At 48.0% G+C, this 14,621-nt stretch carries 11 protein-coding genes; 3 read left to right on the top strand and 8 right to left on the bottom strand.

Going from position 1 to position 14,621, the window contains the following annotated elements; all coding sequences use genetic code 11:
* Positions 1-6: 6 nt before the first annotated feature.
* The 4 genes from JSQ97_RS09930 to JSQ97_RS09915 are packed head-to-tail and all read right to left on the bottom strand — an operon-like array spanning position 7 to position 4,903.
* On the bottom strand, positions 7-1,512 hold the full coding sequence (locus JSQ97_RS09930; RefSeq protein ID WP_205075912.1) for an Ig-like domain-containing domain: 1,506 nt from the start codon (positions 1,510-1,512) through the stop codon (positions 7-9).
* Complete coding sequence (locus JSQ97_RS09925) at positions 1,488-2,909, bottom strand: Ig-like domain-containing domain (protein ID WP_205075911.1); 1,422 nt, start codon at positions 2,907-2,909, stop codon at positions 1,488-1,490. The genes JSQ97_RS09930 and JSQ97_RS09925 overlap by 25 nt, the downstream gene beginning before the upstream one ends.
* Positions 2,906-3,541 carry a tetratricopeptide repeat protein gene (locus tag JSQ97_RS09920; RefSeq protein ID WP_205075910.1) on the bottom strand — a complete coding sequence of 212 codons (636 nt, stop codon included), beginning with the start codon at positions 3,539-3,541 and terminating at the stop codon, positions 2,906-2,908. Before JSQ97_RS09920 ends, JSQ97_RS09925 begins: the two co-directional genes overlap by 4 nt.
* A 6-nt stretch (positions 3,542-3,547) precedes the next feature.
* On the bottom strand, positions 3,548-4,903 hold the full coding sequence (locus JSQ97_RS09915; RefSeq protein WP_205075909.1) for a tetratricopeptide repeat protein: 1,356 nt from the start codon (positions 4,901-4,903) through the stop codon (positions 3,548-3,550).
* A gap of 427 nt (positions 4,904-5,330) precedes the next feature.
* On the opposite strand from JSQ97_RS09915, the gene JSQ97_RS09910 reads away from it, so the two are divergent.
* The gene (locus tag JSQ97_RS09910) at positions 5,331-7,160 is read left to right on the top strand and encodes an FAD-dependent oxidoreductase (protein ID WP_205075908.1); all 1,830 of its coding nucleotides are present in this window, start codon (positions 5,331-5,333) and stop codon (positions 7,158-7,160) included.
* 295 nt (positions 7,161-7,455) lie between these two features.
* Positions 7,456-8,151, top strand: coding sequence for a YARHG domain-containing protein (locus JSQ97_RS09905; RefSeq protein ID WP_205075907.1), 696 nt, complete (start codon positions 7,456-7,458; stop codon positions 8,149-8,151).
* A gap of 38 nt (positions 8,152-8,189) precedes the next feature.
* On the opposite strand, the gene JSQ97_RS09900 is transcribed toward JSQ97_RS09905, so the two are convergent.
* The 4 genes from JSQ97_RS09900 to JSQ97_RS09885 form a co-directional block, all read right to left on the bottom strand.
* Positions 8,190-11,291, bottom strand: coding sequence for a TOTE conflict system archaeo-eukaryotic primase domain-containing protein (locus tag JSQ97_RS09900; protein ID WP_205075906.1), 3,102 nt, complete (start codon positions 11,289-11,291; stop codon positions 8,190-8,192).
* A 100-nt stretch (positions 11,292-11,391) separates the two neighbouring features.
* Positions 11,392-11,934 carry a glutathione peroxidase gene (locus tag JSQ97_RS09895; RefSeq protein ID WP_205075905.1) on the bottom strand — a complete coding sequence of 181 codons (543 nt, stop codon included), beginning with the start codon at positions 11,932-11,934 and terminating at the stop codon, positions 11,392-11,394.
* A 128-nt stretch (positions 11,935-12,062) separates the two neighbouring features.
* The gene (locus JSQ97_RS09890) at positions 12,063-12,638 is read right to left on the bottom strand and encodes a uracil-DNA glycosylase family protein (RefSeq protein ID WP_205075904.1); all 576 of its coding nucleotides are present in this window, start codon (positions 12,636-12,638) and stop codon (positions 12,063-12,065) included.
* Between the two features lie 101 nt (positions 12,639-12,739).
* On the bottom strand, positions 12,740-13,855 hold the full coding sequence (locus tag JSQ97_RS09885) for a DNA adenine methylase (RefSeq protein ID WP_205075903.1): 1,116 nt from the start codon (positions 13,853-13,855) through the stop codon (positions 12,740-12,742).
* A 133-nt stretch (positions 13,856-13,988) separates the two neighbouring features.
* Here JSQ97_RS09885 and JSQ97_RS09880 point away from each other — a divergent pair, with 133 nt between their 5' ends.
* Positions 13,989-14,618 carry an ECF transporter S component gene (locus tag JSQ97_RS09880; protein WP_205075902.1) on the top strand — a complete coding sequence of 210 codons (630 nt, stop codon included), beginning with the start codon at positions 13,989-13,991 and terminating at the stop codon, positions 14,616-14,618.
* Positions 14,619-14,621: the final 3 nt, after the last annotated feature.

Below are 14,621 nucleotides of genomic sequence, written 5' to 3'. Positions count from 1 at the left end.
TCTCCGTCACTTTGTAAACGTAAAAATGTTTTTCGATCGAATCGCATTTCCGAGCGAATCTTTTACGCCGTCGCCGACCGTCATCGTCACGATGCCCGGATTGCTGTTATTCGTGATTTCGAGCCCCGCTCGCACGATGCACATACCCTCCTCAAGCACGATCAATTCGTTCAGCGGAAAAGCCGCAGAACTTTCCGGCGGTACGGCAAAAAGCGTTTTTATCACGATAGAGCAACATCCGTTTGTCGCCGAAAACGCAAGGGAATCGAAGAGCGAAAAAATATCGAGGCCTGCCGCCTCTCGCGAAACGGCAAACGCGAGATAGAGCGCGGCAGCGGTATCGGATGAAGGCGGGAAAAACACCGGGTCGAAAAGCAGCGCCGAAAAATTCGTTTCCGCCGCTATCGTCTTATAGTTTACGCCGACGGAAAGATTTCCCTCGCTCCACTCGCCCGTCTGCAAAAAACCTTTAATGAATTCGACCGGTCTGTCACTTTCGGCGTCGAAGCGGATATCGAATACCGTATCGCATTCGGTTCCGTTTCCCGCCACGGACTGCATGCCTTTGCGCAGTCGAAACGTGTACGTCTTTCCCCACGCAGGCGCATCGAAGACGACCGATGCATGTGTTTTATCGAACGCGTTTGTCTTTACCGAATACTGCGCCGTCGGCACGACGGAGATATATGACGACAGCGTATCGATATTCATCTCTTTTGAAAAATCGATATCGACAGCGCAGTCTTTCGGAACGGCTTGATAGCTTTTGCCATTTTCCGCCGCGATTTGAAAGCCGTTTTTATTTTTAATAATAAACGTACACTCCGGCGTCTCCGTATCGTATCGATAATAAAACGATGAGAGGTATTCTTTTGCGAGCGCGTTCCGCGCATAATCCTCGAGGCTTTCGGACAGCGTAATTTTATACAGCGTATTCGCTTTGAGGCTTTCCATCGGCACGATGCGCACGATTCGGTCTCCGTCTGAAAAAACGCGCGCGTACGAAAAAGGCGGACTGACGGAAACGGCGGCTTCGAAAGATTCGCGCGTAACCGGCTCGGAAAAGCGAATCGTTATGGCGGACGCTTCATCGACGGCGCTGCCGTTTTGCGGTACGACGGAAACTATTTCCGGCCGTACTTTGTCGTTCCGCGTCGAAAACGTTTTGCAGTAATCGTCTGCAAGCGAATATCCGTTTTTGCTTTCGGCGGACGAAGTGACGGTGACGACGTAATCGTAATTTATTTTGATGCCGCCGGTCGGAAAAAAGCGCACTTGTTTTCCGGCGCACGAAAAAATTCCCGGCGCGGGATGATCGTCTTCGGTCAGCGTAAACGCTTTTTCAACCGACATCATATCGGGTTCGAGTGAAAACACGATCGAAACGCCGTCGTCATCCCACGTACACGAATCGACGCTCATCTCGGGAAACAGCTCGGAAGCGCAGCCGGCATACAAGAGGCAAAAAATTATTAAAGCTGCCGTCTTCACTTTGCCAAAACGGTTATACATAGGTCTTTCTCCATATAGCTTCCCCGCCCGTCGTTTATTCCCGCAGGCCCGCCGGCGATTTTCAACCGATAGTACGAGCGTACATCGTCCGTGCTCACCGTAAAGCGCGTCCACGTTACCGTAAGCCGCGTTTTCTCTTCGTCCCAAAAGACGCCCGTCTTTACGGGGCTCGCCGACGTAAGCGGAAAAAGCAATGACGCCGTTACCGCGTTCACAGCTGTTGTAAGAGCGCCGTCGGCGATCTCATGCGAAAATAAAATCCGCGCGGTCAATTCGTAGTTGCCGTCCGCATCTTTATGCAGTGAGTGTTCTATGCACGGCGCCGACAAATCGGGAACGACATCGGCATCGAGCGATAAACCGGCAACCGAAAGCCATGCATCTGCCGCGTAAAAGCGCTTGACGATCTTTTCGAAAAGCGGCGTACCGTTTTCATCCGCAGCCGCCGTTGAGACGGCGAGCGTATATTCGGCTGCGACTTTGTAGTATTCTTCCGGCACAAATAAAAAGCGCGTACGCTCGTCGCCGTACGGCATCATATAGCCGGACAACGAAGGCGAAATCGAAACGGCATCCTTTACCGAATCGAAATCCATCGGCTTTGAAAACACAAAACCGATCGGCTGCTTTCCGGAAATATTTTTATCGAGCGGGATATCGGTAAACCAGTGCGCATCGGGCGACGTATCGCTTACGGGACAGAGGCTCACGAGCGCAGGGCTTTCCGCATCTTCCCTCGTCGAAAACGTATTTGAAAGCACATCCTGCATCTCCCAGCCGTCCGACGACAAAAGTCGTTTTATCGTCCACGCATAGGTCGTGTTCAGCTTCCACTTCGGAGACGGCGAAACGGTAATCGTCCGCTCATCCTCCGAGAGCGCAATCGAATACTCCGCCGACGGAAAAATCGAAAACGCTTTTTCAAACCGTGCCGCTTCGATTTTTTTATTAAACGCGAATACAAGCTTTTGCCGCACATCGGCGCCGATGCGTTTTTCGGGAAGCGCAAGCGCATAAAAGCGTTCTCCTTCGCTGCCGTATATAAACGTGCATATCGTATATGCGTGAAAGGCCGCACTGTTTTCCGTATGCATGAGACCGTCCATGCTTACCTGATACGGCTTTCCCCGAATCCATCCGCCTGAGGGCTTTACGTACAGCGATCGTCTGTCCCACGCATATTCGGCTTCGTACTGATGCGTGCCCGATTTTATCGTAACGGCTTGCTCGGCATAATGACGGACAACATCGCAGTTGAACGAAAAACCGATGTGCTCGCCGGCGAAGTATTCCTCTGCCGGACTTTGACTACAGACGACTTCATATTCGTCGAACGAAATCACATTGCACGAAAAGAAAAGCGATATCGCCGCTAAAGCGCAGGCTATGCGTTTCATCGTATGTCATCCCCCCGCTTAACAAAATGTATTATTTCCGCAACCGCATCGGGATGCGCGGAAACGGCATAGGCTCTATCGAGCGCATCGAGTGCATTCGATCGGACGCCGAGCGTGAGCCATATATCCGCCGTTTCGATGTACACTTTTTCGCTGTCGCAGAGCGCCTGTTCCGCCTTTCTGCACAGCGAGAGACGTTTGTCGGCCGCGTTTTGCTTTTGCGCCAAAAGCGCATATTGATAATAAAATCTCCAGTCCGTTTGATTGAGCGCGAGTTCCCGTTCGAGCAGCGTTTCCGCCTTATCGTATCGTTCCGTCATAATCAAAGCGCGTACATACCACAGCCGCGCTTCGGTAAATTCGGGATAGCGTTTGCACAGCGCGCGCAAAATCTTTTCCGCATCTCCGGTTTTTTCCGTAAAGATCAACAGCTTCGCTTTGAGGAGCCGCGCTTGGAAAAAATCGCCGTCGGCACGGACGGCCTCATCCGCAAGCGAAAGTGCATTCGAAAAATCTTCGCGTATGTACGCATCAGACGCACGCGCATACAGCCGCTCCGCCGCCGCGGAATCGCTGCAGGAAAGAGCGAGGAAACCCGTACTCAGCAAAAACAATATAAAACCGCAGCGCATAGTGCCTCACGATAAAATAAATGCGAGCCGGTCCTGTAATCTTCCGGCAGCGTGCAGCTTTTTTTTCGTAAATGCGGCGCGGACGATCGGATCTTCGGCCGAACGCTTTGCCATGTCTACGCCTGCATACACGTATGCGCAGTCGGGAAGATTTAACAAGGCGTAGAGCGGCGAAAGTTTTTCATCGTCTCCGCTCGACATAAAACCCTCAATCGCGGCTTTTACTTCCGCCGGAATGAGCACTCTTTCGGCCTCCCCGGCCGGCAAACCGATGCAAGAGGCCAACTCGATTTTTGCGCGCGATGCGTAAGAAGACGAAGGAGCGAGCGCGATCGTCTTTTCGAGTACAGGGATCCAATCGTTTAATCCGTCCCGCTGCAGCGCGCGGACGGCAAGCCACACCGACCAATAGTACGAAGGAAAGCGTGAAAAATATTTTTCCAGCTGCAAAAGAGATGAAAGATCGCCGGACGAAATATCGCCGCGCATCAGTTTCGCTTTGAGCCGAATGTAGTCGGAAACGAAAAATGAAGAAGCATCCGGCACTTCACGCTTCATATCGAATAAAGCTCTGATGCTTTCCAAAGCCGCAGAATCGCCGCCGTCGGGAAGTAAGGCTTCAACCGATTGCAGATTTGTTAAAAACGTATCGTCTTTTTCTTTGCCGCCGGCCGCATATTCGTAATCGAGAAAAGCGCACAACACCGCTTTTTCGGTATCGCCGATTTTTTCGTACACGCCCGACGCGAATACGCCGAACCCCGGAAAAAAACCGCCGGTTTCAAAATAAGGTTCGAGCAATTCGCTGCATCTTTGAAACTGCCCCGCATCGGCGAGGAGATATACGTACGCGCGCAGTTCGTCGGCTGCAATACGTTCGGGATAGAGCGCGTAGGTTTTATCGAAGAGGGCGAGCGCTTCACTTTTGTCGTCCCGCAAAAGCCGTATCTTTGCATACAGATATCCGTATTCCGCACCGCAATCGGGCGTTTCGTAGGCTTTTTTCGCATAATCCGCCGCGCGCTCTTCGTCACCGTCCGCCGCATACAAGCCCGAAAGCAGCGCGTACAGCAGCGCTTTGTGCTGCGAGGAAACGCCCTTTACGGACGCAAGCAGCGATTCCGCTTTCAATAAATACTTCCACGCCTCTCCGTAGTTTTCGGACACAAAGCAATACGAGCCCAAATCGAGCTTCGACTCGAAGTGTTCGGGATGCTCTTTTTCAAACGCGGTGATTTTTTCATACAGCGCGCTTCCCGCCAAACCGGAATTTTTAATCGCCGCATAAGCGTCGGTTTTTTTTGCCGAACAGCCGCTTACGAGCGCCGTAAAAAACGGCAAAAAGATTATTAATTTTTTCATACTGCACCTCAAACGAAATGCCCCGCGTTTCGCCCGATACGGCGCGTCCCGTGATATACGGCACACACGCGTACTGGTCGCACGGCTTTGTAATCCGGAAACGTACTCGTCGTGCAAATTCGAAAGCATATCGTTCGACTTATATATCGCGTGCAAATGCATTTTTTACGCGGATTTAAAAATATTTTTTTGAGAAAAATCGAATAGCGTGTTTGGAAAATATGAAAGCTGATGCAAGGAGAAGGTATGAACGGGAAATCTCTTGTTTACGAAAGTCTGAAGTGGAATATATTCGTTTTCTTTTGCTGCCGTTTTGCGCGTTGTATCGTATATCAGCTCAATGCGGAGATGTCGGCAGTATCATTGACGCGTCATTTCTTTTATCGTATGGTGTCGTTAAGAGAGCTTCACTTTTACGGAGGATTGCATGAAGATCACGTTGAAAAAAATACTTTTTACGGGCTATGCGGTTTTAGTGCTGTTGCTTGCCGTTTTTACGGCGGCAGGCTGTGTGGGAAAAAATGCCGTAAAAGACGGCGACTATGCGCTGAGCGTTACGGGGCACAACGGCCCGATCGAACTTACGGTGAGCTTTTCGGCAAAAAAGATTTCGGGCATTACGGTGACCAAAGAAAGCGAAACCGACGTACTGTCGGATCCGGCGCTTGTCGATTTGCCGAAAAAAATAGTTGAAGCGAACAGCCTTGCCGTCGATTCGGTATCCGGCGCAACGGTTACATCAAGCGCCGTTAAATACGCGGTCAGACAGGCGATTGCACAAGCGGGCGGAAATCTTGCCGACTTTGAAAAACCGATCGAAAAAGCGCCGGTTAAAACCGTAAGCCTCAGCGCCGACGTCGTCATTATCGGCGCGGGAGGTGCGGGCGTGAGTGCGGCTTTGCGCGCCGACCAACTCGGAGCAAAGACGATCCTGCTGGAAAAAACCGGCATGATCGGCGGCGCCCTCGTCGTCAGCGGCGGCAATCAGGTTGTTATGGGTTCCAAACTGCAAAAGGAAGCCGGTGTCGCAAACGATTCGGTGCAGAGCATGGTTTCGGACTTTATGAAAAACGGTGACCGCAAAAACAACGAAGCCGCCTTGACGCTTTTTGCGCGGAACGTCGGAGACGCGACCGATTGGCTCAACGAATACGCCGGCGTGCAGTTCGATATGAAAGGCGGTCTGCATAAACTCGCCGAATATTCGAACGACAGGGAATTGGCTTACCTCGGCGGCGGCAGCGCCTTTATGAAAAGTATTTTGCAAAAGCTTTCGTCGACGAACATCGACCTGCGCTTGAATACAAGGGCGACCGAATTAAAACGCGACGGAAGCACGGTCGTCGGTGTGATCGCCCAAGATTCGGACGGTAATACATACGATATAACGGCAAAGTCGGTCGTCATCGCGACGGGCGGCTACGGCGCAAACAAATCGCTTTTGTCCGAAGATCTGCAAAAATCGCTGTACTACGGCAGGTCGAATGCGACCGGCGACGGTTTACTGTTGAGCGATACTCTCGGTGCGCAGCGGCAGCTCATGCAATACGGCAAGCGCTATCCGAACGGCGTCGAAATTGCTCCCGGTATGGCGAAGTCGACGATTGCGGGAAACATTGTCGCGTTCAATTCGGGCAGCGCGATCCTTATCAATAAAGAAGGAAAGCGCGTCGTAAACGAAAAAGCGTCGAACCGTACGATCCTCGAAACCGAAATCCGGCAAACCGACGGAATGCTCTTTTTATTCATGGATCAAAAGACTTTCGATATGTGGAAAGAGCGCCTCGCGCACGCGGGTATTTCCCAAGAAAATATCGACGCATGGCTTAAAAACAACGGTTCGCGCGCTCCGATTTTTATACGCGGAACGACGATCGAAGAGGCGGCCGGCACTTTGAATATGGATGCGGCATCTCTTAAAGCTACGATCGATACGTACAATTCTTATGTCGCATCGGGAACCGATTCGGCTTTCGGACGTCCGGCAAACTTTATGAAAGCGAAAATCGAAGACGGTCCGTATTACCTTGTCGAACAAAAGCCGCGCTTTGCGACGACGATGGGCGGTTTGGTTTTGACAGATACTCTGCAGGTTGTCGGTACGGACGGCAAAGCGCTTTCCGGTCTTTATGCCGCAGGAGAAGTCGGCGGCGGCGTTATGGGCGACGATTCTCCTTCCGGAGCGAATAACGCGTGGGCGATTACGTCGGGAAAGCTTGCCGGCGAAAGCGCTGCAAAAAACGCATCGGAAAAATAGCGTTTGACGATTGACGCGGCGACAAACTGGCGATCAACGCGGCGAGCAATTAATGCGTGACGCGGCGGCGGACATTTTGCCGCCTGCCGCGGATACGAGGCTGCAAAACCGTACCGATTCGATAACCCTGCGGTTGTAGGGTAAAGACAGGATAAAACCGATGAAAAAAGATATCGTAATCTTTTTTGTATTGACTGTTATTTTTAACACTCAAACCGTTTTTTCGAGAGAATCTCGGCCATGGATTATGGGCATAAATTTTGAAAATGCGCCCGAACAGTATGATTTTAAGCCTATGACTGATTTACCCACTTCTCCGTATGCCGGAATACCCGGTTTTTATTACGAGGATAGGTACGTCAGAGAAAGCGACGGTATGTGGCTTTTAGACTGCTATTGGGGCCAGGATGAAGAGTTTTACGGCGACGACTATGTCGGTACCTATTACGACACTATTATAATAGGCTCGAAGCACTGGGAAGGCGATGAAGATTCGGGCGGCAAAAAAAACGCAGAGGATGCCTTTGAAAAATTGACCGTCCTGTTAAACGAGCAATACGGCCCGGAAACGGATGAGCCGGCAGGTTCGATCAGCTCCAATCATCGTAAATATATAAAAGAGTGGAAAGTCAATGAAGAGTGGTCGTGTTCGCTTTCCTATGAATATGAGGAACGGGATAAAAATCGGAGATTTTATCAGACATTGGTCACATTCCGGAATATCCCTATAGGTATACTCGATTTTGATAAACTGAAAGATGAATTATCGGCCGGATACCTGCATACGCTGAATAAAACGCAGTTAAGGCTGCTTCGCAACGGGGTATATGCACAGTACGGGCGACCGTTCAAAGATAAAATTCTGCAAAAGTTTTTTTATAACAGTTATTATGCTTCTTATAAAGAAAATAAAAATTATTCGGATGCGATGCTTACGGAATTGGACAAAAGGAATATAGCGTTGATTAAAAACGAAGAACGTACGAGATAGGTTTTGCACGGTTGTACGTTGTGTACGGCGGCCTGCCGTTATTTAATAATTTCCGCTTCTACAGCCGACGCGATCTCCGCATTGCAGATACGGATGCTGCAGCCATCCGCTTCGGAATATCCGAGAAAGTCGATGCTGCCGTACCATAAAATTTTTTCATCGAAAACGGCGAGCCGCTGTGAAACATTTTCTTTTACGAAAACGACAGCTCCCGCAGCTTCGAGCATATCGATATACGGCTGTTGCTTTTTGCGTCGATCTTTATCTTTATGCAGCCTTGTCGTGATAAAGATTTTGCACCCGTTTGAAAGTATTTTCGGTATAAGCGGTAAAAATTTTTGTACTTCGGTTTTGGAAAGATACGGCGAGCAAATGACGGCAGATTTTTTTACGCTTATGCAGTCTTTAATAAAATCGGTTTTACAGTTGTCGGCGGAATACAGCTTTGACGGTACCGCTCCGTTTTGAGCCGAATAGGAATCGGGCTTTATCGTATAACCGAGCTGCTTATAGCCTTTAAGCCGATTTCGATACATACGATCGAAAACCGGAAGTCGGAAATCAACATAATCATAAATCAGCACTTCTTCTTTTCCTGCAAAATTTCTGTGCAGGCGTCCGCAGTATTGCGCAAGCGTGCCCTTCCAGCTGAACGGCATTGCAAGCATAAGCGTATCGAGCCGCGGATTATCAAAACCCTCTCCTGCGTATTTTCCCGTTGCAAGCACGACAAGCGATTCGGCTGCGGGAACTTTGTTGAGCGATTCCAGCTGCTCTTTCTTTTGCTTTTGCGTTCCCTTGCCTGTAATCACGATGACATTGTCCGCTGCGTCTTTGAGATAGTCTTTTAACAATTTCAAATGTTCGATCCTGTCGGAAAGGACGAGCGGCGTACGGCATTCTTTAACGGCGGATCGTACATCCGACACGATTAATAAATTTCTTGCCTCCGCTTGTACCATTTCGGAATAATAATTTTGAATCGAGGTTTTTGAATCTTTCGTGTTTTCAGAAGCGATATGAAAGTTCGTAAAACGCGGAATAAAATAATGCTCAAAGTTTTGTACACGGTTCATCTGTTTCGCAGTCGTCGCATAGAGGATCCGCCCGCACTGCATAAAGATAATCTTTTGCCTACCGTCGCGTCGTATCGGCGTTGCGCTCAATCCGTACACGTATTTTGCACGAAAGCTCTTTATGAGATTTTCCGTCCCGAATGCCGACACGTGATGACACTCGTCGACGATGAGCATACCGTATATATGCCGTCGAGGTTTTACCGCATCGGAATTCTTTTCCGTAAGCGATTTAATAATTGCGATGTCGATAATCCCCGTTGCGGTATCTTTGCCTGCGGCGATCGTTCCCGCTTCGTAATTTAAAAATCGCTTGACGGCCTTTTTCCACTGTTCCAAAAGTGCATGCGTCTGCACGAGGATCATCGTATTCGTTTTTTGTTCCGCAATGAGAGCGGCGGCGGTTACCGTTTTTCCGAAACCGGTTCCGGCCGATAAAATACCGATATCCGATTTAAGCATCGCCTGCAAAGCCGCTTTTTGTTCATCGTACAGTTTTCCGGTAAAATTGATTTCAATGCGTATTCCCTGTTCCCGTTCATCCGTGATTTCGTAAGACGTATTGCAATCTTTTAATAATTTTTCGATTTGAGCGAGGTTGCCGCGGGGCAAAAGCAAAGCGTTTTCCGTTTCACCGGAACAATCGATATAACGCGGGATATTATAAAGCGGAAGCCGCATGTGAAGGTTTTTAAAATATTCCGGATTTAAGAAAACCGCCGTCCGTCTGAAAATCCCCAGAGCTCGCTCCGATATTCCGGCTTTTGCAATTTCGATTTGGTTGGAGAATGTGATGTGCACAACTGAAGAAAAATCTTTTTGCGTAAGCTGCGGGCTTTTCGATGACGGAGCGTTTTGTGCCGGTTGATTGTTTGACTGCGCGTTCGGATCGCTTGAATAAACGTTCAATAATTTATTCCGCGCCGAATTATCGCTCGGCGGATTTTTAATAATTTTATATGCTCTTCCGAATTTAATAATATTGTCTGTTTTATCAATTTCGTCGGTATAGAGATCGTCCGGTTTATTGATACCGCCGATATCGAAATCGTTCGGCAAAAAATCGGACACGGTCTTTGCAATTTCGGTACAGCGCGCCTGCACGTCTTTTTCTGACAATGTTTTGACGGAACTTAAATACGCCCATTGGTCATCGAACGGAATAAAATTTTCGTCCACAAAAACCGAACACTTGTTTTTTACCGCCTGTCCCTGCAGCGGCAGAGCGATCAAATTGCCGTAGCCGCCCTTCGGTATCGCATCCTGATTGGGAAACATACGGTCGAATGATTCAAACGGAAGCGAATGCCGCTCGTTCATCGCAGTCTGTAAAATCAATGTCCCGAAATTACGAGCTCGTTTTGCGGCAACAGCTTCGCTGAAAAAAATCCAAAGATGAGCGCCTTTTCCCGATCGCGATATTTCAACTGAAACGGGAACCGAAAACGCAGCACAGATTTTACGTACGGCCGCCGCATCTTTTTTCCACGCATCGGAACTTCCCGTATGCGAGTCGAAGTCAAATGCGAGAAAGCGGCATACGTCTCCTTCCATAAGCGGATATAAACCGACGACATCGCGGCAGGCGGAATCTTTTCCCGCCAAGTGATTAAAAATATAGCCGTCGGAAAGCGGAACGGGGAGTTTAAACGGACAGGAGGCGCATGAATATTTTTTCATATCGCATTTTCCGCTCTGCCACTTGTTTTCGCAAACCGGCGAATAACCGCTTTTATTCGATTTTGCGTTGTACCAGCGCAGTGCAAAGACATCCTGTCGGCCGACAAAGAGCGATGTATATAAATCGATTTTTTGTTGCGGTGTACTGTTTCGAGTAACAAGGACTTGCGATGACGTTGTGGATATGTCCGCTGCCGGCAGTTCCGGTGGTGATTGTACGAATATATCGGCCGGTTCCGCTTTTGTGCTTACGGCGCCGGCTTTTTCTTCAAGGGTAAGCCGAATATCTTCATGTGTCGCGGCGAAATAATTTATTAATTCGATAAGTTTTTCGCGAGAAAGCGTTTCCAAATATGATAAAACGGCAGACGATATATCGGACATTGTGTACGAATTATGTATCGGTCGTATGATAGGAAAAAATAAATAGATAACCGATGCCTAAAGCAAATCTTGCCGTTACTTTACATTATAAAGCTGCATTTTATATCAGCTTTGCAACGCACGCTTCAACATCGGCCATAGGAGCAGGCGGTTCAAAACGTGCGACGACAGTCCCGTCACGCGCGACAACGAATTTGGTAAAGTTCCATTTGATGTCGGAATTGTTTTGATAATCGGGATTGCTTTTGATAATATAATCATGCAGCGTCTGCGCCGTTTTGCCTTCGCCGAAACCTTCAAATCCCTTTTGCGCTTTCAAATATGTATACAGCGGCAATTCGTTCTTACCGTTTACGTCCGACTTTTTCATTTGCGGAAATTTCGTGTTGTAATTGAGCGAGCAGAACTCGCTGATTTGTTCGTTCGTACCCGGTGCCTGCCCCCCGAATTGATTGCACGGCACATCGATTATTTCCAAGCCCTGCTCATGATATTTTTCGTACATTTGTTCAAGTTCTTTGTAGTGCGGCGTAAACCCGCATTTTGTTGCCGTATTTACAATCAGCAAAACCTTCCCTTTATAATCTTTAAGCGGGACATTGCCTCCTTGTGCATCCTGTACCGAATAATCGTAAATTGTCATTTTCTTATCTCCATTTGACTTTGATAATAGCGAAAACACACTCTTTGTGCTATTCCTAGAAGTCGTTTTTTAATATTATGATGACAACCTTGAAGATAGTACATGGCTCAGTTTGATGAAACAGCACCTTAGCTTATCGCCTTTTGTACGAGTTCCTGCAGCACCGGAATCACTTCTTTTTCGAACCACGGATTGCGCTTTCTCCAGCCGAAATTGAGAGGAGAGGGATGCACGATCGGAAAATACTCCGGCAGATAATTATTAAAATATTTTACCGTTTCGGTTAAGCTTCGCTTCGCCCGCATTCCCAAATAATATTTTTGCGCGTACGCTCCCACCAAAATCGTCAGGCGGACGTTCGGCATAAGCGCCGAAATCTTCGGATGCCATGTTTTTGCAAATTCTTTCCGCGGCGGTAAATCTCCGTGAGCGCCTTTTCCCGGATAGTAAAAATCCATAGGCATGATCGAAAACAGATCGGGGTTATAAAACTGTTCGTCCGTTACGCCGAGCCACTTTCGAAGCAGCCGTCCGCTTGCGTCGTTCCACGGTTTTCGCGTTTCCTGTGCGATCCGTCCGGGTGCCTGCCCGACAAGCACGATGCGCGACTTCGCCGATGCGGTGTAAACGGGAGCGAAACCTTTAGCGCGCAGGTGAGCGTTCATTTCATCGCGATCTATTTTGTTGTAAAGAAGCGGAAGCATAAGCGTATAACTCCGATAATAAACAGCGCCGATTTTATGTTTTTTGGTTTATGTTGTTCAATGCGTTTTCGCAAACTGTCATGTCGGCGCATAACAACTCCTTATTTTTGTAAAATAAATAAATATTCACAAACGTGTATGTCTCTTTTTTTTAGATTTCTGCTTCCGCGAAAAGTGTTATATCGGATTTCCCGTGTTTTAAATTTTCCGTATTTGTGCAGCATATCTCGCATTTCATCAAAGGATATAAAACCTTCCGAATTATAAGAGATGATCACGAATTTGCTGTCCAAATTGACGATTATTTTTTCCAGTGCATTTAACGCGGCATGTCCTTTATTAAATACGGAGCGATTCCAACCCTGCGTTATACCGCTGACTTTACTGATTTCCGTATCAAGTTTATTTTTCAAAATGAGGTTCAGCATAAAATAATTCGATCCGTACGGATGTTGATTGTACGGCGGGTCGAGGTATGCTATATCCAAACTTTTTAATTCTTTCGAAAGCTGCACTGCATCTTTTTGATAAACATGCAGCTTCGATGTATAATTACTGAAGACGGGCTCTTTCAATTCTATCTTTCCGAAAATTCTGGACAGGGCATTTTTACCGGCTCCGCCGAAGCAACCGACCCCCGTATGTTTATCTTTGTAAAAACCTTTGAAAACTCCGCTCGTGTTGACATGAACGGACGCTTCCGTGATCAAAGGCGCCAAAAAGAACTTTTTCAATCCGTCTTCTTCGACGATTTCGTCGATGAGTTTTCTGTACGTATCGATCAACACGGCGTTCTCATGCGTATAAAAAACTCTTTCGCCAGGTAAAATATCATTATCGTTTTTCGGCGCATAATTTTGTGAAATTATGCCGCTGTATTTTTTGTGTATGCTTTGATTTTCGATTTCACTTCTGAGTGCGGAACATTTTTTTACGGGATACTCTTTTTTATTTATTAAATAGCAGCTGTTTATTACGGCGGAATAATTTTCCAAATCGTTTACGATCAATGTATCGGAATGTTTTTTCAGCATGCGCGCAACGATGCCCGATCCGGAAAACATATCCGCGCAAATCATTTTTTCTTTTTGCAATTTTTGCGATATCGTATTTACTTCTTTTTCAATATGATTTATTAATAAACGTTTATTCCCAAGATAGGTGATTATTTGCGTGGTGAGAAAATCGTTGTTTTCTTGATAATTTGCGCCGTTCACACAAACACCGTGTTTTTATCGTTCAGTATTATTACAACATAAATTTCAATGTTTTACAATCGAAATCGATGTTTTTTATATCGTGTTTCCGTTCTCGTTGCCAGACACATAATAATTCGCTATGATACAGCATATGGAAAAAACGGTATCGCGAAACAGAAAAATCGCATTGACGGGCGCGCTCTGCGCGCTTGTCGTCGTCCTCGGTATGCCGCCGCTTCATCTCGGCATGATCCCGCTCGGCCCGAACGCATCGATTACGATCATGCACATCCCCGTTTTGCTCGCCGTTATGCTGACGGGAGGCGCATCGGCTCTCGCTTCGGGGATCGCCGTCGGTACGGTGTTCGGTGTGTTCAGTTTGATCCTTGCGGCGATAACGCCGACCGGCGCGCTCGATCCGCTTTTTATCAATCCCGCCGTTTCGGTTCTGCCTCGTGCGCTTCTTGCCCTTGCCGCTTGGCTTTTATGGCGGCTTTTGTCGCTCGTTCCGCATTTGCCGAAAACGGTTTCCGCCGCGTTTGCCGCGTTTATTTCAACGCTTGTGCATACGTGTTTTGTCGTCGGCGCGCTGTATATCTTTGCCGGCGGCAGGATGATGAGCGCGATGGGAGGCAAAGGCTTTATCGCCGTGCTGCTTTTACTGCTGCCGAACGCGCTGCTCGAAGCTGCTGCTGCGGCGATCGTGTGTGCTGCGGTGATCGCATCGGCGACGATCGCTTCCGGGAAAAAATCGAAATTGTCTCAGGAAGATAAAAATTAATAT

The organism is Treponema sp. Marseille-Q4523, assembly GCF_016901105.1.
Classification (GTDB): Bacteria; Spirochaetota; Spirochaetia; order Treponematales; family Treponemataceae; genus Treponema_D.
The sequence above is the reverse complement of the archived record's forward strand: the minus strand, read 5'-3'. Positions and strand labels throughout refer to the sequence as shown.

Excerpts from the sequence above, each read along its gene's own strand:
- JSQ97_RS09900 (WP_205075906.1), bottom strand. The coding sequence starts at position 11,291 with ATGTCCGATATATCGTCTGCCGTTTTATCATATTTGGAAACGCTTTCT.
- JSQ97_RS09905 (WP_205075907.1), top strand. The coding sequence starts at position 7,456 with ATGACTGATTTACCCACTTCTCCGTATGCCGGAATACCCGGTTTTTAT.
- JSQ97_RS09915 (WP_205075909.1), bottom strand. The coding sequence starts at position 4,903 with ATGAAAAAATTAATAATCTTTTTGCCGTTTTTTACGGCGCTCGTAAGC.
- JSQ97_RS09890 (WP_205075904.1), bottom strand. The coding sequence starts at position 12,638 with ATGCTTCCGCTTCTTTACAACAAAATAGATCGCGATGAAATGAACGCT.
- JSQ97_RS09920 (WP_205075910.1), bottom strand. The coding sequence starts at position 3,541 with ATGCGCTGCGGTTTTATATTGTTTTTGCTGAGTACGGGTTTCCTCGCT.
- JSQ97_RS09895 (WP_205075905.1), bottom strand. The coding sequence starts at position 11,934 with ATGACAATTTACGATTATTCGGTACAGGATGCACAAGGAGGCAATGTC.
- JSQ97_RS09930 (WP_205075912.1), bottom strand. The coding sequence starts at position 1,512 with ATGTATAACCGTTTTGGCAAAGTGAAGACGGCAGCTTTAATAATTTTT.
- JSQ97_RS09925 (WP_205075911.1), bottom strand. The coding sequence starts at position 2,909 with ATGAAACGCATAGCCTGCGCTTTAGCGGCGATATCGCTTTTCTTTTCG.
- JSQ97_RS09910 (WP_205075908.1), top strand. The coding sequence starts at position 5,331 with ATGAAGATCACGTTGAAAAAAATACTTTTTACGGGCTATGCGGTTTTA.
- JSQ97_RS09880 (WP_205075902.1), top strand. The coding sequence starts at position 13,989 with ATGGAAAAAACGGTATCGCGAAACAGAAAAATCGCATTGACGGGCGCG.